At 64.1% G+C, this 20,596-nt stretch carries 17 protein-coding genes; 9 read left to right on the top strand and 8 right to left on the bottom strand.

Translation table 11 applies throughout. The features are described 5' to 3' along the window. The first annotated feature begins 7 nt into the window (after positions 1-7). The 5 genes from AC1DZP_RS21570 to AC1DZP_RS21550 are packed head-to-tail and all read left to right on the top strand — an operon-like array spanning position 8 to position 5,223. Entirely contained in the window at positions 8-1,564 is a 1,557-nt protein-coding gene (locus AC1DZP_RS21570) for a sugar ABC transporter ATP-binding protein (protein WP_477305195.1), read from the top strand. After that, a complete protein-coding gene (locus tag AC1DZP_RS21565) occupies positions 1,561-2,541 on the top strand; it encodes an ABC transporter permease (RefSeq protein WP_477305193.1) in 981 nt (326 codons plus the stop codon). Before AC1DZP_RS21570 ends, AC1DZP_RS21565 begins: the two co-directional genes overlap by 4 nt. Beyond that, complete coding sequence (locus AC1DZP_RS21560; RefSeq protein ID WP_477305191.1) at positions 2,538-3,533, top strand: ABC transporter permease; 996 nt, start codon at positions 2,538-2,540, stop codon at positions 3,531-3,533. Before AC1DZP_RS21565 ends, AC1DZP_RS21560 begins: the two co-directional genes overlap by 4 nt. Next, positions 3,533-3,850: an L-rhamnose mutarotase gene (rhaM, locus tag AC1DZP_RS21555; RefSeq protein WP_477305189.1), complete on the top strand. Its 318-nt coding sequence runs from the start codon at positions 3,533-3,535 to the stop codon at positions 3,848-3,850. Before AC1DZP_RS21560 ends, rhaM begins: the two co-directional genes overlap by 1 nt. Further along, positions 3,847-5,223, top strand: a complete 1,377-nt coding sequence (locus AC1DZP_RS21550) for an FGGY-family carbohydrate kinase (RefSeq protein WP_477305187.1) — start codon at positions 3,847-3,849, stop codon at positions 5,221-5,223. Before rhaM ends, AC1DZP_RS21550 begins: the two co-directional genes overlap by 4 nt. Here the strand turns inward: AC1DZP_RS21550 and AC1DZP_RS21545 are convergent, their stop codons facing one another. The 3 genes from AC1DZP_RS21545 to galE all read right to left on the bottom strand — a co-directional run bounded on the left by AC1DZP_RS21545 (position 5,224) and on the right by galE (position 9,395). Then, positions 5,224-7,050 (bottom strand): alanine racemase, encoded by a 1,827-nt coding sequence (locus tag AC1DZP_RS21545; protein ID WP_477305185.1) that lies wholly within the window; start codon positions 7,048-7,050, stop codon positions 5,224-5,226. It lies immediately after the preceding gene. A 2-nt stretch (positions 7,051-7,052) separates the two neighbouring features. Then, the gene (locus AC1DZP_RS21540) at positions 7,053-8,303 is read right to left on the bottom strand and encodes a D-amino acid dehydrogenase (RefSeq protein WP_477305183.1); all 1,251 of its coding nucleotides are present in this window, start codon (positions 8,301-8,303) and stop codon (positions 7,053-7,055) included. A 96-nt stretch (positions 8,304-8,399) separates the two neighbouring features. Beyond that, positions 8,400-9,395, bottom strand: coding sequence for a UDP-glucose 4-epimerase GalE (gene galE / locus AC1DZP_RS21535; RefSeq protein WP_477305181.1), 996 nt, complete (start codon positions 9,393-9,395; stop codon positions 8,400-8,402). A gap of 266 nt (positions 9,396-9,661) precedes the next feature. On the opposite strand from galE, the gene hemA reads away from it, so the two are divergent. Further along, positions 9,662-10,939 (top strand): 5-aminolevulinate synthase, encoded by a 1,278-nt coding sequence (hemA, locus tag AC1DZP_RS21530; RefSeq protein WP_477305179.1) that lies wholly within the window; start codon positions 9,662-9,664, stop codon positions 10,937-10,939. A 27-nt stretch (positions 10,940-10,966) separates the two neighbouring features. Here the strand turns inward: hemA and AC1DZP_RS21525 are convergent, their stop codons facing one another. Further along, positions 10,967-12,133 carry a pyridoxal phosphate-dependent aminotransferase gene (locus tag AC1DZP_RS21525; RefSeq protein ID WP_477305177.1) on the bottom strand — a complete coding sequence of 389 codons (1,167 nt, stop codon included), beginning with the start codon at positions 12,131-12,133 and terminating at the stop codon, positions 10,967-10,969. 112 nt (positions 12,134-12,245) lie between these two features. Further along, positions 12,246-12,668 (bottom strand): large conductance mechanosensitive channel protein MscL, encoded by a 423-nt coding sequence (gene mscL / locus AC1DZP_RS21520; protein ID WP_095084257.1) that lies wholly within the window; start codon positions 12,666-12,668, stop codon positions 12,246-12,248. Positions 12,669-12,960: 292 nt separating this feature from the next. On the opposite strand from mscL, the gene AC1DZP_RS21515 reads away from it, so the two are divergent. Then, a complete protein-coding gene (locus AC1DZP_RS21515; protein ID WP_477305175.1) occupies positions 12,961-16,470 on the top strand; it encodes a PAS domain-containing hybrid sensor histidine kinase/response regulator in 3,510 nt (1,169 codons plus the stop codon). Between the two features lie 22 nt (positions 16,471-16,492). Here the strand turns inward: AC1DZP_RS21515 and AC1DZP_RS21510 are convergent, their stop codons facing one another. Together AC1DZP_RS21510 and AC1DZP_RS21505 are read right to left on the bottom strand one after the other, a co-directional pair. Further along, on the bottom strand, positions 16,493-17,152 hold the full coding sequence (locus AC1DZP_RS21510; RefSeq protein ID WP_095082229.1) for a response regulator transcription factor: 660 nt from the start codon (positions 17,150-17,152) through the stop codon (positions 16,493-16,495). 124 nt (positions 17,153-17,276) lie between these two features. After that, positions 17,277-17,705: a hypothetical protein gene (locus tag AC1DZP_RS21505; protein ID WP_477305173.1), complete on the bottom strand. Its 429-nt coding sequence runs from the start codon at positions 17,703-17,705 to the stop codon at positions 17,277-17,279. A 107-nt stretch (positions 17,706-17,812) separates the two neighbouring features. Between AC1DZP_RS21505 and AC1DZP_RS21500 the strand changes: the two genes are divergently transcribed. Next, on the top strand, positions 17,813-18,163 hold the full coding sequence (locus AC1DZP_RS21500) for a DUF952 domain-containing protein (protein ID WP_477305171.1): 351 nt from the start codon (positions 17,813-17,815) through the stop codon (positions 18,161-18,163). Continuing rightward, positions 18,160-19,239 carry a quinone-dependent dihydroorotate dehydrogenase gene (locus AC1DZP_RS21495; protein ID WP_477305169.1) on the top strand — a complete coding sequence of 360 codons (1,080 nt, stop codon included), beginning with the start codon at positions 18,160-18,162 and terminating at the stop codon, positions 19,237-19,239. Before AC1DZP_RS21500 ends, AC1DZP_RS21495 begins: the two co-directional genes overlap by 4 nt. Here AC1DZP_RS21495 and AC1DZP_RS21490 read toward each other — a convergent pair. Next, on the bottom strand, positions 19,232-20,572 hold the full coding sequence (locus AC1DZP_RS21490) for an MATE family efflux transporter (protein WP_477305167.1): 1,341 nt from the start codon (positions 20,570-20,572) through the stop codon (positions 19,232-19,234). The two genes, AC1DZP_RS21495 and AC1DZP_RS21490, sit on opposite strands and share 8 nt — an antisense overlap. Positions 20,573-20,596 lie beyond the last annotated feature (24 nt).

Raw genomic sequence — 20,596 nt, 5'->3', positions numbered from 1 at the left:
CCTTGATATGCTAGACAACACCCACCCCGCTCAAATTGTTTGCGACCTTCCCCACAAGGGGGTGGGTAACGCAGCCCCACGCCTGGCGCTGTCCGGCGTCTCGAAGAGCTTTCCCGGCGTGCGCGCATTGCACGATGTCAGCCTGTCGCTCTATCCGGGCCAGGTGACAGCGCTGATCGGCGAAAACGGCGCCGGCAAGTCGACGCTGGTCAAGATCATGACCGGTATCTATCAGCCCGATACTGGAACCATCAGCATTGACGGCCAGGCCGTCACTCTGCCCAGCGCGCACGCCGCCTTCGGCTATGGCGTCACCGCCATCCATCAGGAAACCGTGCTGTTCGACGACCTGACAGTGGCTGAAAACATCTTTCTCGGCCACGCGCCGCGCACGCGCTTGGGCACTATCGACTGGCGCACGATGCGCAAAAATGCGCGCGAAGTGCTCGATACAATGCACGCCGGCCATATCGACGCCGACACAAGGCTGAAGGACCTCGGCATCGCCAACAAGCATCTCGTCGCCGTCGCCCGTGCGATGTCGATAGACGCGCAGATCGTCATCATGGACGAGCCGACAGCCGCGCTTTCGATGAAGGAGATCGAGGAGCTTTTCCTGCTCATCGAGTTCCTCAAGAGCGAAGGCAAGGCGATCCTGTTCATCAGCCACAAGTTCGACGAGATCTACCGCATCGCCGACCGCTACACGGTGTTCCGCGATGGCGAGATGGTCGGCGAAGGGTTGATCAAGGATGCGGGGCAGAGCCAGATCGTGCGCATGATGGTCGGTCGCTCCGTCGACCACATCTTTCCGCAGCGCAAGGCCGAGATTGGCGCGCCGGTGCTTTCCGTTTCCGGCTTGTCGCACCCGACCGAATTCAACGACATCGGCTTCGAATTGCACAGGGGCGAGATCCTCGGCTTCTATGGCCTTGTCGGCGCCGGGCGCAGCGAGGTGATGCAGGCGATCTCCGGCATCACCCGCACCACAGGCGGCACGATCACCCTGGAAGGCAAGACGATCGCACCGAAATCGGCGGCGGATTCGATCGATGCCGGCATCGTCTACGTGCCGGAGGAGCGCGGCAAGCAAGGCGTGGTGATCGGCCTGCCGATCTTCCAGAACGTCTCGTTGCCCTCGCTCAAGCGCACCTCCAAATCCGGCCTGCTGCGGCTGTCGGAGGAGTTCGCGCTCGCCCGCTCCTACACCGAGCGGCTCGACCTGCGCGCCTCCTCGCTCAGCCAGGATGTCGGCACTTTGTCGGGCGGCAACCAGCAGAAGATCGTCATCGCGAAATGGCTGGCGACCGCGCCCAAGGTGATCATCCTTGACGAGCCGACCAAGGGCATCGACATCGGTTCCAAGGCCGCCGTGCACGGCTTCATGGCCGAGTTGGTGGCGCAAGGCCTGTCGGTGATCATGGTGTCGTCCGAATTGCCCGAAATCCTCGGCATGTCCGACCGCGTCGTCGTCATGCGCGAAGGCCTTGTCGCGGCGGTCTACGACAACAAGGAACTGGACGCCGAGACGCTGGTCAGGACGGCAGCGGGGATCGCGGCATGAAAGCCTTTCTCAAATACCGCGAAATCTGGCTGCTTGCGGCCATCGTCGTGCTGATCGGACTGATCTCGACACGCTTCCCAGCCTTCGCCGACCCCGGCAATCTGCGCCAGGTGTTCAACGACACCTCGATCCTGATGATCCTGGCCCTCGGCCAGATGGTTGTCATCCTGACCCGGTCGATCGACCTGTCGATGGCGTCCAACCTCTGCTTCACCGGCATGGTGGTGGCGATGCTGAACGCAGCGCACCCGGCAATCCCGATCCCGCTGCTGATCGTCATTGCACTGGTCGTCGGTCTGGTGCTCGGCGCCATCAACGGCCTGCTGGTCTGGCGGCTGAACATACCCTCGATCGTGGTGACATTGGGCACGCTGACCATCTATCGCGGCGCCACTTTCGTCCTGTCCGGCGGCGCCTGGGTCAATGCCGACAAGATGAGCCCCGACTTCATCGGCTTTCAGCGTGCCGCCTTCCTCGGAATTCCGGTGCTGTCGTGGATCGCCATCCTGGTGATCGCGCTGTTCTTCGTCCTAATGACGCGCACGGCACTCGGCCGCTCGATCTACGCCATCGGCGTCAACCCGACGGCATCGGTCTATGCCGGCATCGATGTCGGCCGGACGAAATTCATCGTCTTTTGCATCTCCGGCATGATCGGCGGCCTTTCCGGCTATCTCTGGATATCACGCTACGTGATCGCCTCGGTCGAAGTCGCCAATGGCTATGAGCTCAACATTATCGCCGCCTGCGTCATCGGCGGCATTTCGATCGCCGGCGGCATCGGCTCGGTCGGCGGCGCGGTGCTCGGCGCGTTGTTTCTCGGCATCATTTCAAACGCGCTGCCGGTGATCAACATTTCGCCCTTCTGGCAAATGGCGATTTCGGGCAGCGCCATCATCCTTGCCGTCGTGCTCAATGCGCGCAGCGAACGCCAGCAGGGCCGCATCATCCTGCGAAAAGTGGAGGCGGTGACATGACCGAAATCCCTGCCCCGCGCCACATTCCCGACCGGCTCGACAAGCCGCTGAGCTCGGCGATCTTCTCCTGGGAAGCGTTGCTGGTCGTGGTGGCCGTCGCCATCTTCGCCATCAACAGCTTCGCCTCGCCCTATTTCCTTGATCCCTATTCGCTGTCGGATCTCACCTTCAACTTCACCGAGAAGGGTCTGATCGCCTTCGCCATGGCGCTGCTGATCATTTCCGGCGAGATCGACCTGTCGGTCGCCGCCATCATTGCGCTGGCGTCGACCATGATGGGCATGGCGGTGCAGGCCGGCGCCGGCACGCCGGTGCTGGTGCTGATCGGCATCGTCGTCGGGCTCGGCTGCGGCGCCTTCAATGGCCTGCTGGTCACAAGGCTGGGATTGCCGTCGATCGTCGTGACCATCGGCACGATGAGCCTGTTTCGCGGTATCGCCTTCATCATCCTCGGCGACCAGGCCTACAAGGGTTACCCCGAAAGCTTTGCCTTCTTCGGTCAGGGCTATGTGTGGTGGGTGGTGTCGTTCGAGCTGGTGCTCTTCCTCATCGCGGCTATCGTCTACTGGCTCGTGCTGCACCGGACGAGCTTCGGCCGCCGCGTCTTTGCCATCGGCAACAATCCGGTCGCGGCGCAGTTTTCCGGCGTGCGCGTCGGCCGCATCAAGTTCATCCTGTTTTGCCTGACCGGGCTGATGTCTGGCATCGCCTCGGTGCTGATCACCTCGCGGCTCGGCTCGACGCGGCCGTCGATCGCTCAGGGCTATGAGCTCGAAGTCATCACCATGGTGGTGCTTGGCGGCGTCAGCATCCTGGGCGGCGCCGGCAGCATTTTGGGCGTCGTGCTTGCCGCCTTCATCATGGGMCTGGTGACCTTCGGGCTTGGCCTGCTCAACGTGCCCGGCATCGTCATGTCGATCTTCATCGGCCTGCTGTTGATTGTCGTCATCGCGCTGCCGATCGTCTGGCGGCGGCTGCGCGGAGGACGATGATGGCTGAGAAATACGCGTTCAAGATGAAGCTCAAGCCGGGCATGAAGCCCGAATACAAGAAGCGTCACGACGATATCTGGCCGTCGCTGGTCGCTCTCCTGAAGCAGGCGGGCATTTCCGATTATTCGATCCACCTCGACGAAGAGACCAACATCCTGTTTGGCGTGCTGTGGCGGCGAGACGGCCATGGCATGGGCGATCTGCCGAGGCATCCGGTGATGCAGCGCTGGTGGGCTCACATGGCCGACATCATGGAGACCAAGCCGGACAACGAGCCGGTGGCCGTGCCGCTGGAAACCGTGTTCCACATGGCATGAGCGCAATGCGCCACATCGCCGTCATCGACATCGGCAAGACCAATGCCAAGGTGGCGCTGGTCGATCTCGCGACGTTGAGTGAGGTCGCGCTGCGCCGCATGGCCAATGCGCCGGCGCGGCAGGCGCCCTATCCTCATCACGATGTCGAGGCGTTGTGGACGTTCATCCTCGACAGCCTTGCCGACATCAACCGCGAACAGCGCATCGACGCCATTTCGATCACCACGCATGGCGCGACGGGCGCGCTGGTCGACGCCGCGGGCGAACTGGTGCTGCCGGTGCTCGACTATGAGTTCGACGGCCCCGACGGGCTGGCAGCGGACTATGATGCGATCCGCCCATCCTTCGCCGAGACCGGCACGCCGCGGCTGCCGCTCGGCCTCAATCTCGGCGCGCAATTCTTCTGGCAGCAGAAAAGCTTCCCGGCGGAGTTTGCCAAGGCCGCCGCGATGCTGATGTATCCGCAGTACTGGGCCTTGCACCTGACTGGCGTCGCCGCCAACGAGGTGACCTCGCTCGGCTGCCACACCGATCTTTGGAACCCGTGGACAGCCGACTTTTCGTCGCTGGTCGATCGCCTGGGTTGGCGCGAGCTGATGGCGCCGGTGCGGCCAGCCAAGGACCGCCTCGGCCCGATCTTGCCTGCGCTCGCCGCGCGGACCGGGCTCGCTCCGCAGACGCCGGTGTTCTGCGGCCTGCACGATTCCAACGCCTCGCTGCTGCCGCATCTTCTGTCCGACGCGCCACCCTTCTCCGTGGTCTCGACCGGCACCTGGGTGGTGTCGATGGCGGTCGGCGGCAAACAGATCGTGCTGGACGCGGCCCGCGATACGCTGGTCAATGTCAGCGCACTGGGCGATCCCGTCCCTTCGGCGCGCTTCATGGGTGGCCGCGAATTTTCCCTGCTGACCGATGGCCAGCCGGACAACTGGACCGAAGCTGATGTCGGCGCCGTGCTGACGCAAAAGACGTTGCTGCTGCCCTCGACCCAGCAAGGGTCGGGGCCGTTCCCGCATCATGCCGCGACATGGCTCAACACCGAAGGCATGAGCAATGGGCAGCGCTTTGCCGCCATCTCGTTCTATCTGGCGCTGATGACGGCGGCCTGCCTCGACCTGATTGGCGCCGACGGACCGACCACGATCGAGGGGCCCTTTGCCCGCAACCGGCTCTTCGTCAGCATGTTGGCGGCCAGCACGGCGCGCGCCGTTGTCGCGTCAGAGGCCGCCACCGGCACCAGCATCGGCGCCGCGTTACTGGCAACGGACCGGGTAACGGCCCACGGTAAAGGCGAGAGAATGGGGCCGCCGACCGATCCGGCCTGGGCTGATTATGTCAGTGCATGGCAGGCAGCGGTCGAAGCGCAATGCTGATCACAATATCCGCTTGCCGAAGGCCGACATCACGAGGTTGACCGTATCGGTGCCGATCCGCGGCTCCAGATCTGCGGTCAGGCCCGAAACATCCATCGACAACAGCCCGCCGGACAGCGCGATCGCCTCCATCGCCTGATGGGTTTCCCGTAAAGTGAGGCCACCGGAACCCGCCGCCCAGCCGGCGAATTCGGTGACATCAGCCGAATAGCTGACATGAAAACCCTGCGTGCCTGAGGTGGCGATGCGGATCGCTTCGTGCATCAGGTCGCGCATGCCCATGGCGTCGATGTCGGTCATGGTGAAGGCCGAGACGCGCGAATCCTTGAGCACCCGCGCTTCCGCCGGATCGGCGTGGCGCAGGCCGATGATGACGACATTTTCCGGCGACAGCTGCGGCTGCAGCGCGCCCGCCTTGTGGTCGAGGCCGAGCGCGCGGGCCAGCACCGAGCGTTCCGGCAGATCGATGCCGTCCTCGTCCTCGGGCATCAGGGCGGCGATGGAATCGATCCAGATCAGGCCGAAGGAGTGCGTCGCGCGCGCCGTTGCGGTCAGCGCCTTGTGCGCGATGCGACGGTCGGCACCCGCCGCCAGCCGTATCAGCCCCGACGGCGGCCGCTCGATATCGGCCAGTTCGACGACATCGAAATTCATCGCTTCGAGCCGCGCGCCGGTTCCTTCCCGAGCCAGGATACCGGCGGCGCCCTGTTCCGCCAGTATCGACACCATCTTGCGGCCGGAAAAGTCCTCGACATCGTGCATCGGGGCCTTTTCGACATATTCCGAGGTCATCGCCAGCAGCATGGCGCCATAGCTCATGCGGAAGGCGACGCGGTCGCCGACGGCCGGCGGCGGGTCGGCGTCGGCCACATCCAGCAGCAGATGGTCGCTGGAGGCGCCGAGCACCCGCACCCCCTTGGCGATCGGCGTCAGTCCCTCGACCAGCACGTCCTCGCGGCCGATATTGGCGATGGCGCGCAGCCTGTCGCCCTCGTCGGGGAAGACCGGCTGGTTGCCGAAGGCGTCGTAGCCGGATTGCCCGATCGGCCGTGACGGCTTGAGCTTGACCTCGATGATGTCGCTGGTCAGGCGGCAGGCGTCGGGTTCGAGTTCAGCCCACGGCACATCGCGGAAGGTTTCGACGCCGCCTTGCAGGATCGCCTCGCCGACGCGCAGATTGTTGATGCCGGCCGGCAGCTTGCCTTCGAGCAGCAGCGGCAGCGATGACGAGGCGCCGCCGGAAATCCAGTCGAGGCTTTTGCCGGACAGGCGCTCGGTCTTGTAGGCGTGGGCGACGAGCTGGCCGAGATTTTCCTGCGTCGGCATGATGGCGCCGAAACAGCCGAGATTGGTGCCGATGCCGGCGATGCACACGCCCTTGAACTGCAATATCTGCTCGACCGTTGGGATCAGATCGCTCGGCCAGATGCCTTCGCGGAGATCGCCGAGGTCGATCATCAGCATGATGTCGTGGACGCGGCCCATGCGCTCGGCGATGCGCGAAATCTCGCGGATGATGGTCAGTTCCGACTGCAGGCTGATGTCGACGGTCCGCACCACTTCCTCGACACGCGCCATAGGCGGGCTGCGCAGCAGCATGATCGGCGCGTTGATGCCGCTGTCACGCAGCCGGCGGATGTTCTCGAAGCGCGATTCGGCGATGCCGGCGACACCACCGCGCAGCATGGCGCGCGCCACTTGCGGCATGCCGCAGGTGCCCTTGGTGACGCCGAACACCTTGATGCCCGACAGCGCGCAACGCTCGACGATCGTGCGCGTGTTGCGCTCGATGCGGCCAAGGTCGATGGCGACTTGCGGTCCCGACATTCCTAGCCTCCGTAGACCAGTCCCTGTGGGTCGATCTCCGGCTTGCGGCCGGCGACCAGATCGGCAAGGAATTTCCCCGAGCCGCAAGCCATGGTCCAGCCGACATGGCCGTGCCCGGTGTCGAGATAGAGGTTCTTGTAGCGCGCCTGGCCTATGACCGGCACCGAGTTGGGCATCATCGGCCGCAGCCCAGCCCAGAGTTCGGCCTTCTTCTCGTCGAAGGCGCCGGGGAAGAGATCCTTGCCCGTCCTGAACATGGCCGCGAAGTCGCTTGGTTTGTGGGTGYGGTCGAAGCCGGTGAATTCGGCGGTCGAAGCGAGCCGCAGCCGGTTGCCCAGCCTGGAATAGGCGATCAGCTGGTCCTCGTCGGCGCCGCCCATGGTCGGACCCTTGCTCTCGTCCTCCAGGGGGATTGTCGCCGTATAGCCCTTCACCGGATAGACAGGCAGGTCGATGCCGTAGCGGCGGCCGAGCAGGCCGCTCTCCGGTCCCATCGAGATGACCACGGCATCGCCGGTAATCGGACCGGCCGAGGTCATCACCGCACCCACCCGGTCGCCCTCGATGGCGAGGCCCTCGACCGTCGTGCCGCAGAGAAATCTAACACCGAGCTTTTCGGCAGCATGAGCCGCCAGCTTTTCCACGAACTGCCGCGAATCGCCGGTCTGGTCGATCGGCGAATAGACGCCGCCGGCGATCTTTTCCTTCACGCCTGCAAGACCCGGTTCAAGCTCGATCAGCCGGTCGCGGCCGACGATCTCGATCGGCAGGCCATGCTCGGCCAGATAGCGGTAATTGTCGGTGCCGGTGTCGAGACTGTGCTGCGAGCGAAAGAAATAGAGGATGCCCTTCTTGCGCTCGTCATAGCCAATCCCGGTATCGGCGGAGATGGCGTTGATGCAGTCGCGGGAATAGAGCGCCAGGCGCAGCTTGACCCGGCTGTTGGCGCGCAAGCGCTCTTTCGTGCACTGGCGCAGGAAGCGCAGGCTCCAGGCGAGGAAATAGGGATCGAAGCGCAGTCGCACCTTGATGCCGAGATCATGGTTATAGAGCGCTCGCAGGAATGTCTTCAGCGCCGCCGGCGAGGCCCAGGCGGTGGCGTCGCCCGGCGATACCAGGCCGGCATTCGACTGGCTGGTGCCGCGCGCCGGCGCCGGATGGCGCTCGATCACGGTGACCTCGTGGCCGTCGCAGGCCAGATAGTACGCGGCCGCCGTACCGACGACGCCGGCTCCAAGCACCGTTATTTTCATACCATCCCCCAAAGCTCTTCGCGGCACAGCGCCCTGCCGCGAATGCCTTCAATAGCGCTTCGCTGGGCGCCTTGCGAGCCCTCGGGAGGACCCGGCTCAGCCCCGTGCGGAGTTCTTGCCAGTCAGGATGCGCTCCCAGGCGAGCGCGTCGGCAACGATCTGGTCGAGATCGTCGCGTTGCGGGGTCCAGCCGAGTTCGGCGCGGGCGAGATCCGAATTGGCGACCACTGCCGCGGCATCGCCGGGACGGCGAGCGCCCATCTTGACTTCGAAATCATGCCCAAAGGCACGCCGCACGCTGTCGATGACCTCGAGCACCGAATAGCCATGGCTGTAGCCGCAATTGGCGACGAGGCTTGTGCCGCCGTCGCGCAGCCGCTGCAGGGCAAGGCGATGCGCCGCCGCCAGATCGCTGACATGGATATAGTCGCGCATGCAGGTGCCGTCCGGCGTCGGATAATCGGTGCCGAACACCTGCATGAACGGGCGCTTGCCGAGTGCCGTTTCGCAAGCGACCTTGATCAGATGGGTGGCGCCGGGCGTCGACTGGCCGGTACGGCCCTTCGGATCGGCGCCGGCGACGTTGAAGTAGCGCAGCGCGGTGTAGCGGAGGCCATGCGCGATCGCCGCATCGCGCAGCATCCATTCGCTCATCAGCTTGGACAGGCCATAGGGTGATTCGGGAGCCAGGCGGGCATCTTCGCGCACCGGCTCCAGCCCGGCGCCGCCATAGACGGCCGCGGTCGAAGAGAAGATGAAATTGGGCACGCCCTCGCGCACCGCGGTCTCGATCAGCGTGCGCGTCTTGCAGGTGTTGTTCTCGTAGTAGCCGAGCGGATCGGCGACCGATTCCGGGACCACGATGGAACCGGCAAAATGGATGATCGCATCAACCTTGTTGTCCCTGATGATCGAGCCGACCAGTTCCCTGTCGGCGACATCGCCAACCACCAGCTTCGCCTCCGGCGCCACTGCCCATTCGAAGCCGGTGGAGAGGCGGTCGAGAACGACCACGCTCTCGCCGGCATCCAGCAACTCCCAGACCATATGACTGCCGATATAGCCGGCACCGCCTGTTACCAAAACCGTCATCCCAGTCCTCGCATCTCAAGATTTATCGGAAACTGTCTCAACCACCGCCTTACTGGAAAGCCTGCCGCATGGCCATTACAACCCTTGGTAACCGGCATCATCGGCATGTGGCATCATCCTGAAACAAAATTGATCCACATCAATGGAATAGGCCACGATCCGTGGTCGTTAGGAACAGGTCCGGGGCGTGGCATTTTGACCAAAAAGGCCCGGTGGACGACCAATGGGCCAATGATTATGATCCCGCGCAAAATTGGGAAGTCGACATGAACTATCAGCGGTTCTTCGAGGAAGCGATCGACCAGCTCCATGCCGAGCGTCGCTACCGCGTCTTCGCCGACCTCGAGCGCATTGCAGGCAAGTTTCCGCGCGCCATCTGGCGTTCCAATGGGCGCGCCGAGGAAATCACCGTCTGGTGCTCCAACGACTATCTCGGCATGGGCCAGCATCCCGATGTCATCGCCGCGTTCCAGAATGCGGCGGGCAAGATGGGCTCCGGCGCCGGCGGCACCCGCAACATTTCCGGCACCAGCAACCCGCTGGTCGAGCTGGAACTGGAGCTTGCCGACCTGCACGACAAGGAGGCGGCCCTCGTCTTCACCTCCGGCTTCGTCTCGAACGAAGCGTCGATCTCGACCATCGCGCGGCTTTTGCCCAATTGCCTGATCATCTCGGACGAGTTGAACCACGCTTCGATGATCGAAGGCGTGCGGCGCTCGGGTGCGGAAAAGAAGATCTTCCGTCACAATGACGTCGCGCATCTGGAAAGCCTGCTGCAGGCGGCGGGCCGCGAACGCGCCAAGCTGATCGTCTTCGAAAGCGTCTATTCGATGGATGGCGACATCGCGCCGATCAGGCAGATCGTCGAGCTCGCCGAGCGCCACAACGCCATGACCTATATCGACGAGGTCCATGCCGTCGGCATGTACGGATCGCGCGGCGGCGGCATCACCGAGCGCGAGGGGCTGGCCGACCGCATCGACATCATCGAAGGCACGCTGGCCAAGGCGTTCGGCACGCTGGGCGGCTACATCACCGGCACCAGTGCTGTGATCGACGCCGTGCGCTCCTATGCGCCGGGCTTCATCTTCACCACGGCCCTGCCGCCGGCGATCGCCGCCGCCGCGACCACGTCGATCCGCCATCTCAAGCGCTCGCAAGCCGAGCGCGACGCGCAGCAGCGGCAGGCGACGCGAACCAAGCAGATCCTTTCGGCCGCTGGCCTGCCGGTGATGGAGTCGCCGACGCATATCGTGCCGCTGCTGGTCGGCGACCCGGAACTCTGCAAGATGGCGAGCGACCGCCTGCTTGGCGTGCACGGCATCTACATCCAGCCGATCAACTATCCGACCGTGCCGCGCGGCACGGAGCGGCTGCGTATCACGCCGACGCCGTTCCATTCCGACGCGCTGATCGCCGAACTGCAGGACGCGCTGATCGAGACCTGGGATGCGCTGGGCATACCCTATGGCTCCGCTGGTCGCCCCTCGGTCGCCAAGAGCGACCGGATCATTCCACTGCTGGTGCCCAAGTCGGGCGGCTGAAGCCAGGCATCGGAAGCCGCCGCCTTCTCAAACAGTCTTCATCCACTTCGCCAGCCGGTGCGCCGCTTCCTCGACCTGGTCGAGGCGGCGGTGGAAGCACAGTCTGAGGAAGGCTTCGCCACCGGGGCCGAAGGCCGTGCCGGGCGCCAGGCCGACATTGGCCTTGTCGACGATGTCGAAAGCGGCGCTCCGTGAATCGGTGATGCCGTCGACCGTGAAGAACAGATAGAACGCGCCTTGCGGCACGCTGAACCGGGCGCGGTCGGTAGCCCCGAGAATGCCGCAGACCAGGTCGCGCGCCTTCCTCGCCCGCTCGACCTGTTCGGCAATGAAACCATCGCCTTCATCAAGGGCGGCGACCGCGCCGCGCTGCATGAACTGGGCGACGCCCGAGTTGGAATACTGGATCAGGTTCTCGAACACCTGCTGCAAGGCAGGATGGGTCTTGATCCAGCCAACGCGCCAGCCGGTCATCGCCCAGTTCTTGGAAAAACTGTTGACGAACAGGATGCGATCCTCAGCCGTCGCGATGTCGAGGAGGGAGGGCGCACGGCCATAGCCGTAGTGGAACAGCGAATAGATCTCGTCGGCGATGATCCAGAGATCTTTGGCGCGGGCGAGATCGAGGATCGCCTGCAAGGTCTCGTGGTCGGCGGTCCAGCCGGTCGGGTTCGATGGCGTGTTGATGAACAGCGCCTTGGTGCGCGGCGTGATCGCCGCCGCGATCTTCTCGACGTCGCAGGACCAGCCATTGCCGGAGTGATCGAGCGTGACCCGCACCGGAACGGCTCCCGATATCGCGGCGGCAGCGTCGAAATTCGGCCAGGCCGGCGACAGATAGACAACCTCGTCGCCGGCGCCGGCGAGCGCGTCGAGCGCCAGCTGGATGGCATGCATGCCAGAGCCGGTGACGATGAACTGCTCCTCGGGGAAGGTCTTGCCGAAATGCCTGGCATAGTAGCGGGCAAGCGCCTGCCTGAGATCGGGGATGCCTCGTTGCCAAGTGTAGAACGTCTCGCCGCCGGCCAGCGCCCTTGACGCGGCATCGGTGATGAAAGCAGGCGTCGGCAGGTCGCCCTCACCGGCCCAGAGCGGGATCATGCCCTCGCGCAGGCGGCCGTAATTGACAACGGCGACAATGCCGCTTTCCGGCGCGGCACGGGCTTCCGCGCGCAAGCTGTCGATCAAGGTCATGGCGGGTCCGTTCCAATCTCGGGCGTCAATCAGCGCTCCATACCAGATGCGAAAACAGAAAACCCCGGCCGCAAACGACCGGGGTTTTGGTCCAGCAAAGCTGTCCGACAGGTCAGCGCTTGGCGAGCAGATCGCGAATTTCGGTCAGCAGCGCAACGTCGGCGGGCGGCGGCGCGGCAGGTGCCGCAGGCTTCTCGGCCTCAAGCCGCTTGCGCATGTTGTTCACCGCCTTGACCATGAGGAAGATGATGAAGGCAAGGATGAGGAAATTCAGCACCGCGGTGATGAAGCTGCCATAGGCGAAAACAGCGCCTTGCTTTTTGGCGTCCGCCAGCGCGGTGGCGTTGACTGCCGAGGACAGTCCAAAGAAATAGTTGTTGAAGTCCAGTCCGCCGAAGATCGCGCCGACGATCGGCATGATGACGTCGTCGACCAGCGAAGTGACGATCTTGCCAAAGGCCGCGCCGATGATGACGCCGACCGCAAGGTCCATCACATTGCCCTTGGAAATGAATTCCTGGAATTCCTTCAGCATTCGACCCTCCTTGTCGTGACCGGCCGCTCTGCCGTTCCGTCCTTGCGGCATCGACCTGAGGGCAACATAACAAAAACCTGGGGTTGCAACATGGGCAAAAAGGGGAAAGCAACCGGTTTCTCCTTACATGACGGAACCTCGGGCGGAACCTCGGGCAGCGCCTTGGACGTCAGCTTGGTTGCTGTTTGAATGTCGCCACCATGCTTCCAAAGCCGCAATGGACTCGGACGCCAAGCTGTGATTGCGTTCGGACAAGCCGGATAGAAAGACGGCAAAGGAGGAAATTCCAAGCGTGCAGGGCTTGTTCATCGTCATCATCGCGATCGCCTATGTGACGCTGCTGTTCGCCATCGCCAGCCTGGGCGACCGCCGCTCGGCGATATCCGGGCCGAGCCGGGCGCGACCGTTCATCTATGCGCTCAGCTTAGCCATCTACTGCACGTCCTGGACCTTCTTCGGCTCGGTCGGCCTCTCCTCCGAGCGCGGCCTCGAATTCCTCGGCATCTATACCGGCCCGGTGCTGGTGTTCGTGTTCGGTTTTCCACTACTCAACCGCATCGTGCGGCTGGCCAAGACAGAGAAGATCACCTCGATCGCCGACTTCCTTGGCGCCCGCTATGGCAAGAGCTTCACGGTCTCGGCGATCGCAACGCTGATCGCCACCATCGGCGCCGTGCCTTATATCGCGCTGCAGTTGAAGGCGATCTCCGGTTCGGTCAGCCTGATGGTCGAGCATTACACCGGCTCGCCACCCTCCTTCGATCCGTTCGTCAGCGACATCTCGCTGGTCGTCGCCATGCTGCTGGCGCTGTTTGCGGTGCTGTTCGGCACCCGCCATGCCGATGCCACCGAACACCAGGATGGGCTGGTGCTGGCAGTTGCGGTTGAAACCGTGGTCAAGCTCGCCGCTTTCCTGGCGATCGGCCTGATGGTCACCTTCCTGATCTTCGGCGGCCCTGGCGACATGTTCGACAAGTTGGCGCAGAACGCACAGGTCCGGCAGGCGATGGGCTACAACACCTCGCTTGCCACCTGGCTGGTGCTGACTTGCCTGAGCGGCTTCGCCATCATCATGCTGCCGCGGCAATTCTACGTCACCATCGTCGAGAACCGCGGCGAGGCCGAGTTGCGCACCGCGACATGGGTGTTTCCGCTCTATCTGGTGGCGATCAATTTGTTCGTGCTGCCGATCGCCTTTGCCGGCCTGTCGCTGGTCGGCACCGGGACCAGCAGCGACCTCTATGTGCTATCGCTGCCTTTGTTCAGCGGCCATGATCTGCTGGCGATGGCAGCCTTCATCGGCGGCCTGTCGGCAGCAACGGCCATGGTGATCGTCGAAAGCGTGGCGTTGTCGATCATGATCTCCAACGACCTCGTCATTCCGCTGTTCGTGCGCCGCCTGCTCAAGACCTCGACCTCCGAGAACGAAGATTGGTCGACGCTGATCCTCAATGTGCGGCGCGGGGCGATCTTCATCCTGCTTTTCATCGCCTTCCTCTACTACCGCGAGAGCACCAACAGCGCGCGTCTGTCGTCGATCGGCCTGATGTCGTTCGCGGCCATCGCCCAGTTCGCGCCCGCACTGATCGGCGGACTGATCTGGCGTGGCGCCAACGGCCGGGGTGCTGCACTCGGCATGGTCGCCGGGATCCTCGTCTGGGGCTACACGCTGCTGCTTCCATCGCTTGCCGCACCCGACACCGACATCATCGCGCACGGGCTGTTCGGCTTCGAGGCGCTGCGGCCGCAGGCGCTGTTCGGCACAGTCGCCGAACCGCTGAACCACGGCGTCTTGTGGAGCCTGTCGATCAACGCGGTGTTCTTCGTGCTCGGCTCCCTGTCGCGCGCGTCGGTGCCGTTGGAGCGCATCCAGGCGTCGATCTTCGTGCCGCGCGATGCCGGCCCTATGCCCAGCCTGCGCCGCTTTCGCACCGCCATCACCGTCAACGACCTCAAGGACACGATCTCGCGCTATCTCGGCGTCGAGCGCACCGAGCGCTCCTTCCAGTCGTTCCAAAAGACCAACGGCGCCTCGCTGCACGGCAAAGAGCAGGCGAGCATGGACGTCATCCGCTTTTCCGAGCAATTGCTGGCCAGCGCCGTCGGCTCTTCGTCGGCACGGCTGATCCTGTCGTTGCTGTTTCGGCGCCACGACCGCGAATCCAGGGATGCCTTCCGGCTGCTCGACGATGCCACCGAGGCACTGCAGCACAATCGCGACCTCTTGCAGATCGCGCTCGACCAGATGGAGCAAGGCATCACCGTTTTCGACCGCGATTTCCGCCTGATCTGCTGGAACCGCCAGTACCGCGCGCTGTTCGACCTGCCCGACGAGATGGGCCAGGTCGGCGTCTCGCTCGACCGCATCCTGCGCCATCTTGCCGAGCGCGGCGACATTCCATCGGACCAGCGTGTGGCCATGCTCAACCGGCTGACCAGCTTCGTCAGTCCGTGGCAGATGGAGTTGAAGGCCAGCGGCCGCATCCTGGAGCTGCGTTCCAACCCGATGCCGGATGGCGGCATCGTCGCCACTTATGCCGACATTTCCGGACGCGTCGAACAGGACCTGGCGCTGAAGCGCGCCAATGAATCGCTGGAGCAGCGCGTCAAGACCCGCACCATCGAGCTGACTAGGGTCAACGAGGAGTTGACCCGGGTCAACGAGGAGCTGGCGCAGGCGCAGATGCTGGCCGAGGAGGCCAATCTCGGCAAGACACGCTTCCTTGCCGCCGCCGGCCACGACATCCTGCAGCCGCTGAACGCTGCCCGGCTCTATTGCTCGTCGCTGATCGAGAAGGCCGGCAAGGGGCCTGCCGGCAAGGCAGCGGTCAACATCGAATCCTCGCTGGAATCGGTCGAGACCATTCTCGGCGCCGTGCTCGACATCTCCCGCCTCGATGCCGGCGCGATGAAGCCGGACGACACCGCCTTCAACCTCGACGGATTGCTGCGCCAGATCGGCAATGATTTTCGGCCACTGGCTGCCGAAAAGAAACTCGGCCTGACGATCATGCCGTCGTCGCTGACCGTGATGACGGACCGCAACCTGCTGCGCCGCCTGATCCAGAATCTCGTCTCCAACGCCATCAAATACACGCGCCATGGCCGTGTGCTGGTCGGCGTTCGCCGTCGCGGCGACCTGGCCGAAATCCAGGTGATCGACACCGGCATCGGCATTGCCGGCGACGAGCTGAACACCGTCTTTCACGAATTCACCCGGCTGGACGAAGGTGCGCGCGAAGCCGAGGGCCTCGGTCTCGGCCTTTCCATCGTCGATCGTATCGCCCGGGTGTTGCGCCTGGAGATCCGGATCTTCTCAAATCCGGGCAAGGGTACGCGCTTCTCCGTCATCCTGCCGGTCGCCGCCGTGCAGGAGCCGCGACGCGAGATCGAAACCAGGGCCCCTGCCCGCGCGACAGCTTCGCTGGCCGGCCTGCATGTGCTCTGCATCGACAACGATGCCCGCATCCTCGAAGGCATGCGGCTCCTGCTCGAGGGCTGGGGCTGCAATGTCGACACGATATCAGGCTCGAGGGATCTGGCGGGTGCCACGATGCACCGCCCGGACATCGTCCTTGCCGACTACCATCTCGACGGTGAAACCGGCCTCGACGTCATCGTCAGGCTGCGCGCGATCCATGGCGACGCCCTGCCGGCCGTGCTGGTCACTGCCGACCGCTCCAACGAGGTGCGCACCGCCACGGGCGGGCTCGAGATTCCGATAATCAACAAGCCGCTGAAACCGGCGGTGCTGCGCTCGATGATGGCCAGGGTCAGGCCGCTGGCATCGGCCGCCGAATGACGATTCCGACGAGACCCGCGTGTCAGCCGGCCGGCTGCAGCGGGTCGCTGCCGATCTTGGACAGCAGGATCACTGCCTGGGTGCGGCTATCGACGCCGAGCTTTTGCAGGATGGCCGAGACATGCGCCTTGATCGTCGCCTCGGAGACGCCGAGCTCATAGGCGATCTGCTTGTTGAGCAGGCCCTCGGCCAGCATGCCGAGCACGCGGGTCTGCTGCGGGGTCAGCGCCTGCAGGCGCTTGATCAGGTCGGAAATCTCGGGATCGCGCTCGACGCCGAGATCGATGCCGACGGGCGCGGCGATGTCGCCGGCAAGCACCGACTGCACGGCGTCGCGGATCTCCTCCATGCTGGCCGACTTGGAGATGAAGCCGGAAGCACCGAGATCGAGCGCACGCCTGATGGTCGCCGGGTCGTCATGCGCCGAGACCACGACCAGCGGCACCGCCGGATGGATGCCGCGCAGCGAGATCAGGCCGGAAAGGCCGCTGGCGCCCGGCATCGACAGATCGAGCAGCACCAGATCGACATCTTCGTTGGCCACGACCAGCGCCTTGGCGCTCTCGAAATCACCGGCTTCATGGATTGCCGCGACATTGCCGATGCCGGCGAGCGCTTCGCGCAGCGCACCGCGAAACAGCGGGTGGTCGTCTGCGATGACGAAAGAATAGCCTGACGGCAAATAACCCTCCCCGAATCCCGATGATTTTTTAGCTCTTTGCGGGACCAGTTGGACGATTATGAGGGGCTGCGCGCTGTTTTCAAGCGGCAAAGCCAGCGCGCCGCGTTTTACCTGTTTCGAGCGCTCAGGTCTTCTGCGAGTTGAGCTGGGCGCCGTTGTCCTTGTCCATATCCTTGACGATGCCCATGAAACCACGCAGGAAACGCTCCATGTAGCTCATCGTCTTGTTGAAATCCTCCTCGCTCGGCAATTGCGATTCGAGGCGGGCGGAGAGCGAATTCTCGAGCTTGGTGACGCGCTCGTCCATCGCCTTCATCGAGGTCTGAAGGCGGTCGACCTCGTCCTGGAAAGCGGCGCGTTCGTCAGCCGCCATCTTGCAGACGAGTTGGCCGGAGCGTTCCTCGCAGATCGACATCGCACCGGTCTGCGTGTCCATGCGGACATAACCGTTGGCCGACTTCTCCAGCCGGTAGCGGTCGGTTTCTTCCGAATAAGCTGAAGCCGCGACGAGCGAAACGAGCGCGGCGGGGATCAAGATGTGCTGCAGACGCATGTTGTCCTCCATGGCCAAAGCCTGATTTATCGCATGTTTGCGCCGGAAATGGGGAAGACCCTTGGCTTGGTCTTTCCCGCGTGGCTGGTTCGGACTATAGCGCAACCATGTCTCAGTTTATCTACAAGATAACCCCGGAAGCGCCTTGGCGCGAGGCCGAAGCCAATGGCCGCTTCACCGGCGCGCCGATCGATGTCGCCGATGGCTTCATCCATTTCTCTACGGCAGGGCAGGTCAGGGAAACGGCGGCGAAGCATTTTACCGGCCAGACCGGCCTCCTGCTGGTCGCCATCGACGGCTCGCGTCTGGGCGCCGCGCTGAAATACGAGGTCTCGCGGGGCGGCGCGCTGTTTCCGCATCTCTATGGCGTGCTGGACATGAAAGCCGTCCTTTGGGTCCGACCGCTGCCGCTTGGCGCCGACGGTACCCACCTGTTCCCGGCACTGGAGGCCGAATGAGCGTGCTCGACAGGCTCGGCCAGAAGCTGCTGTTCACATTCGATCCGGAAACCGCGCATGGCATGTCGATCGCCGCGCTGCGATGCGGCCTGCCTGTCGGCGCGCGGACAACGCGCGATGCGCGGCTGAAGGTGACGGTCTGCGGCCTCGATTTCCCCAACCCGCTCGGCATGGCGGCCGGCTATGACAAGAACGCCGAGGTGCCCGATGCGCTGCTTGGGCTCGGCTTCGGCTTTGCCGAGGTCGGCACGGTCACGCCGCTGCCGCAGGCCGGCAACCCGAAACCGCGCATCTTCCGGCTGACGGCGGATGAGGCGGTGATCAACCGGCTGGGCTTCAACAATGAAGGCCACGCGGCTGCCGAAAAGCGCCTCACCGCCCGCGAGGGGCGCGACGGCATCGTCGGCGTCAACATCGGCGCCAACAAGGACAGTGCCGACCGCATCGGCGACTATGAGCGTGGTGTTACCCGCTTTGCGCCCTACGCCAGCTATCTGACCGTCAACATCTCCTCGCCCAACACGCCGGGCCTGCGCAACATGCAGGCGCGCGAGCAGCTCGGCGAGCTTTTGTCACGCGTCATGGCCGCGCGCGCCGCCGCAACGGCGCAGCCGCCAGTCTTCCTCAAGATCGCGCCGGACCTGGTCGAGTCCGAGCTGGAAGACATCGCCGCCAAGGTCACCGAGAAGCGGATCGACGGTGTCATCGTCTCCAACACCACCATCTCCCGGCCAGGGCTGCGCAGTGGCGACGCCGCGCGCGAGACAGGCGGGCTCTCCGGCAGACCACTGTTCGAACGCTCGACCATCGTGCTGGCCAAGATGCGCAAACTGCTCGGGCCAGAGCTTGCCATCATCGGCGTCGGCGGCGTCGATTCGACCGACGCGGCGCTGGAAAAGATCCGCGCCGGAGCCGATCTCATCCAGCTCTACACCAGCATGATCTATGCCGGCCCCGCACTGCCGGGCCGGATCGTCGCCGGGATGGCACGCTTTGCCGAAACGGGGCGCCTCAGATCCATTCGCGATTTGCGCGACAGCCATCTCGATCAATGGGCGTCGAAACCGCTCAGCTGAACGCCGTCCGCAGTCGCAGCCGCAAAATCGTCAGCAGGCTGAAGCCCCGCGCCAGCAAGAAGACGTGCAACGCCGCCCAAAGGCCATGATTGCCGAAGGCAGGCGCCAAGGTGAGCAACGCGACTACAAAGACCAGGAACGACAGCAGCATCATGTTGCGCATGTCACGCGACCAGGTCGCGCCGATGAAGACGCCATCCATCTGGAATGCCAGCACGCCGCTCAACGCGGTGAACGCCGCCCATGGCAGGTAGATATCGGCCACTGAACGGACCTCCACCGACGTCGTCACGAGAGCAACCATATTGGCGCCGGCCAGCAGCAGCACCAGGGTCGCCGCACCCGCCAGCCCGAATCCCCAAAACAAGGTGAGCCGCACGGCCTGCCGGAACGGTGTGGCGGCACGCGCGCCGACGGCACGGCCGGCCAGTTGTTCGGCAGCGGTGGCAAAGCCATCGAGGAAATAGCCGGCAACGAGAAAGAAATTCATCAGCACGGCGTTGGCGGCCAGCGTCACCGTGCCGAACTGCGCACCCTGGCGGGTGAACAGTGCGAAGGCGGCCAGCAGCGAGAACGAACGGATCATGATGTCGCGGTTGAGCGACAGCATGCGCAGGAAGGCGGCCATGTCGAGCAGGCGGTGGCGTGGCAAGGACGGCGCTGCCCGGAACCGGCGAACCACGATCGCCAGGCCGAGCAGCATGGCGAGGAACTCACCGGCGACGGTAGCCCAGGCGACGCCTGCCACGCCCCAGCCAAGCTTCAATCCAAGCAGGAAGCAGAGCGCGATGTTGATGCCGTTCAGCACCAATTGCAGCATCAGCCCTAGCCCGCCCTCGCCGCGCCCCAGGACATAGCCGAGGATGGCATAGTTGATCAGCGAGAAGGGGGCTGCGAGCATCCTGATGTGGATATAGACGGCCATTGCCTCGCTGACGCGCGGTTCGGCGCCCATGAACTTTTGCCCGGCGATGGCAACCAGCGGCGCAAGTGCGGCGAGCACGATGCCGGCGACAACCGCGATCAGCACCGCGCGCCAGAACACCGCTTGTTCCTCCAGTTCGTCGCCGCGCCCGAAGGCCTGGGCGACGAGGCCGGTGGTACCCGAGCGCAGGAAATTGAAGGTGGTGAAGACGACGTCGAAAACAAGTGCGCCTGCCGCCAGGCCGCCGAGCAAGGCGGCGTCGCCGAACTGGCCGACAACCGCAGTGTCGACCAGGCCAAGCATAGGTGTCGTCAGATAGGCAAGCGTCATCGGCACCGCGATGGCGAGCACGGACCGGTTGGTGACGACAAAGTATCTGGCGTCGGCTGGGGTTGCACCCTTGTCCAAAGGATTGCTGCCTTGCTGATTGCG

It is taken from the genome of Mesorhizobium sp. P2_F8 (assembly GCF_056403655.1).
The sequence above is the reverse complement of the archived record's forward strand: the minus strand, read 5'-3'. Positions and strand labels throughout refer to the sequence as shown.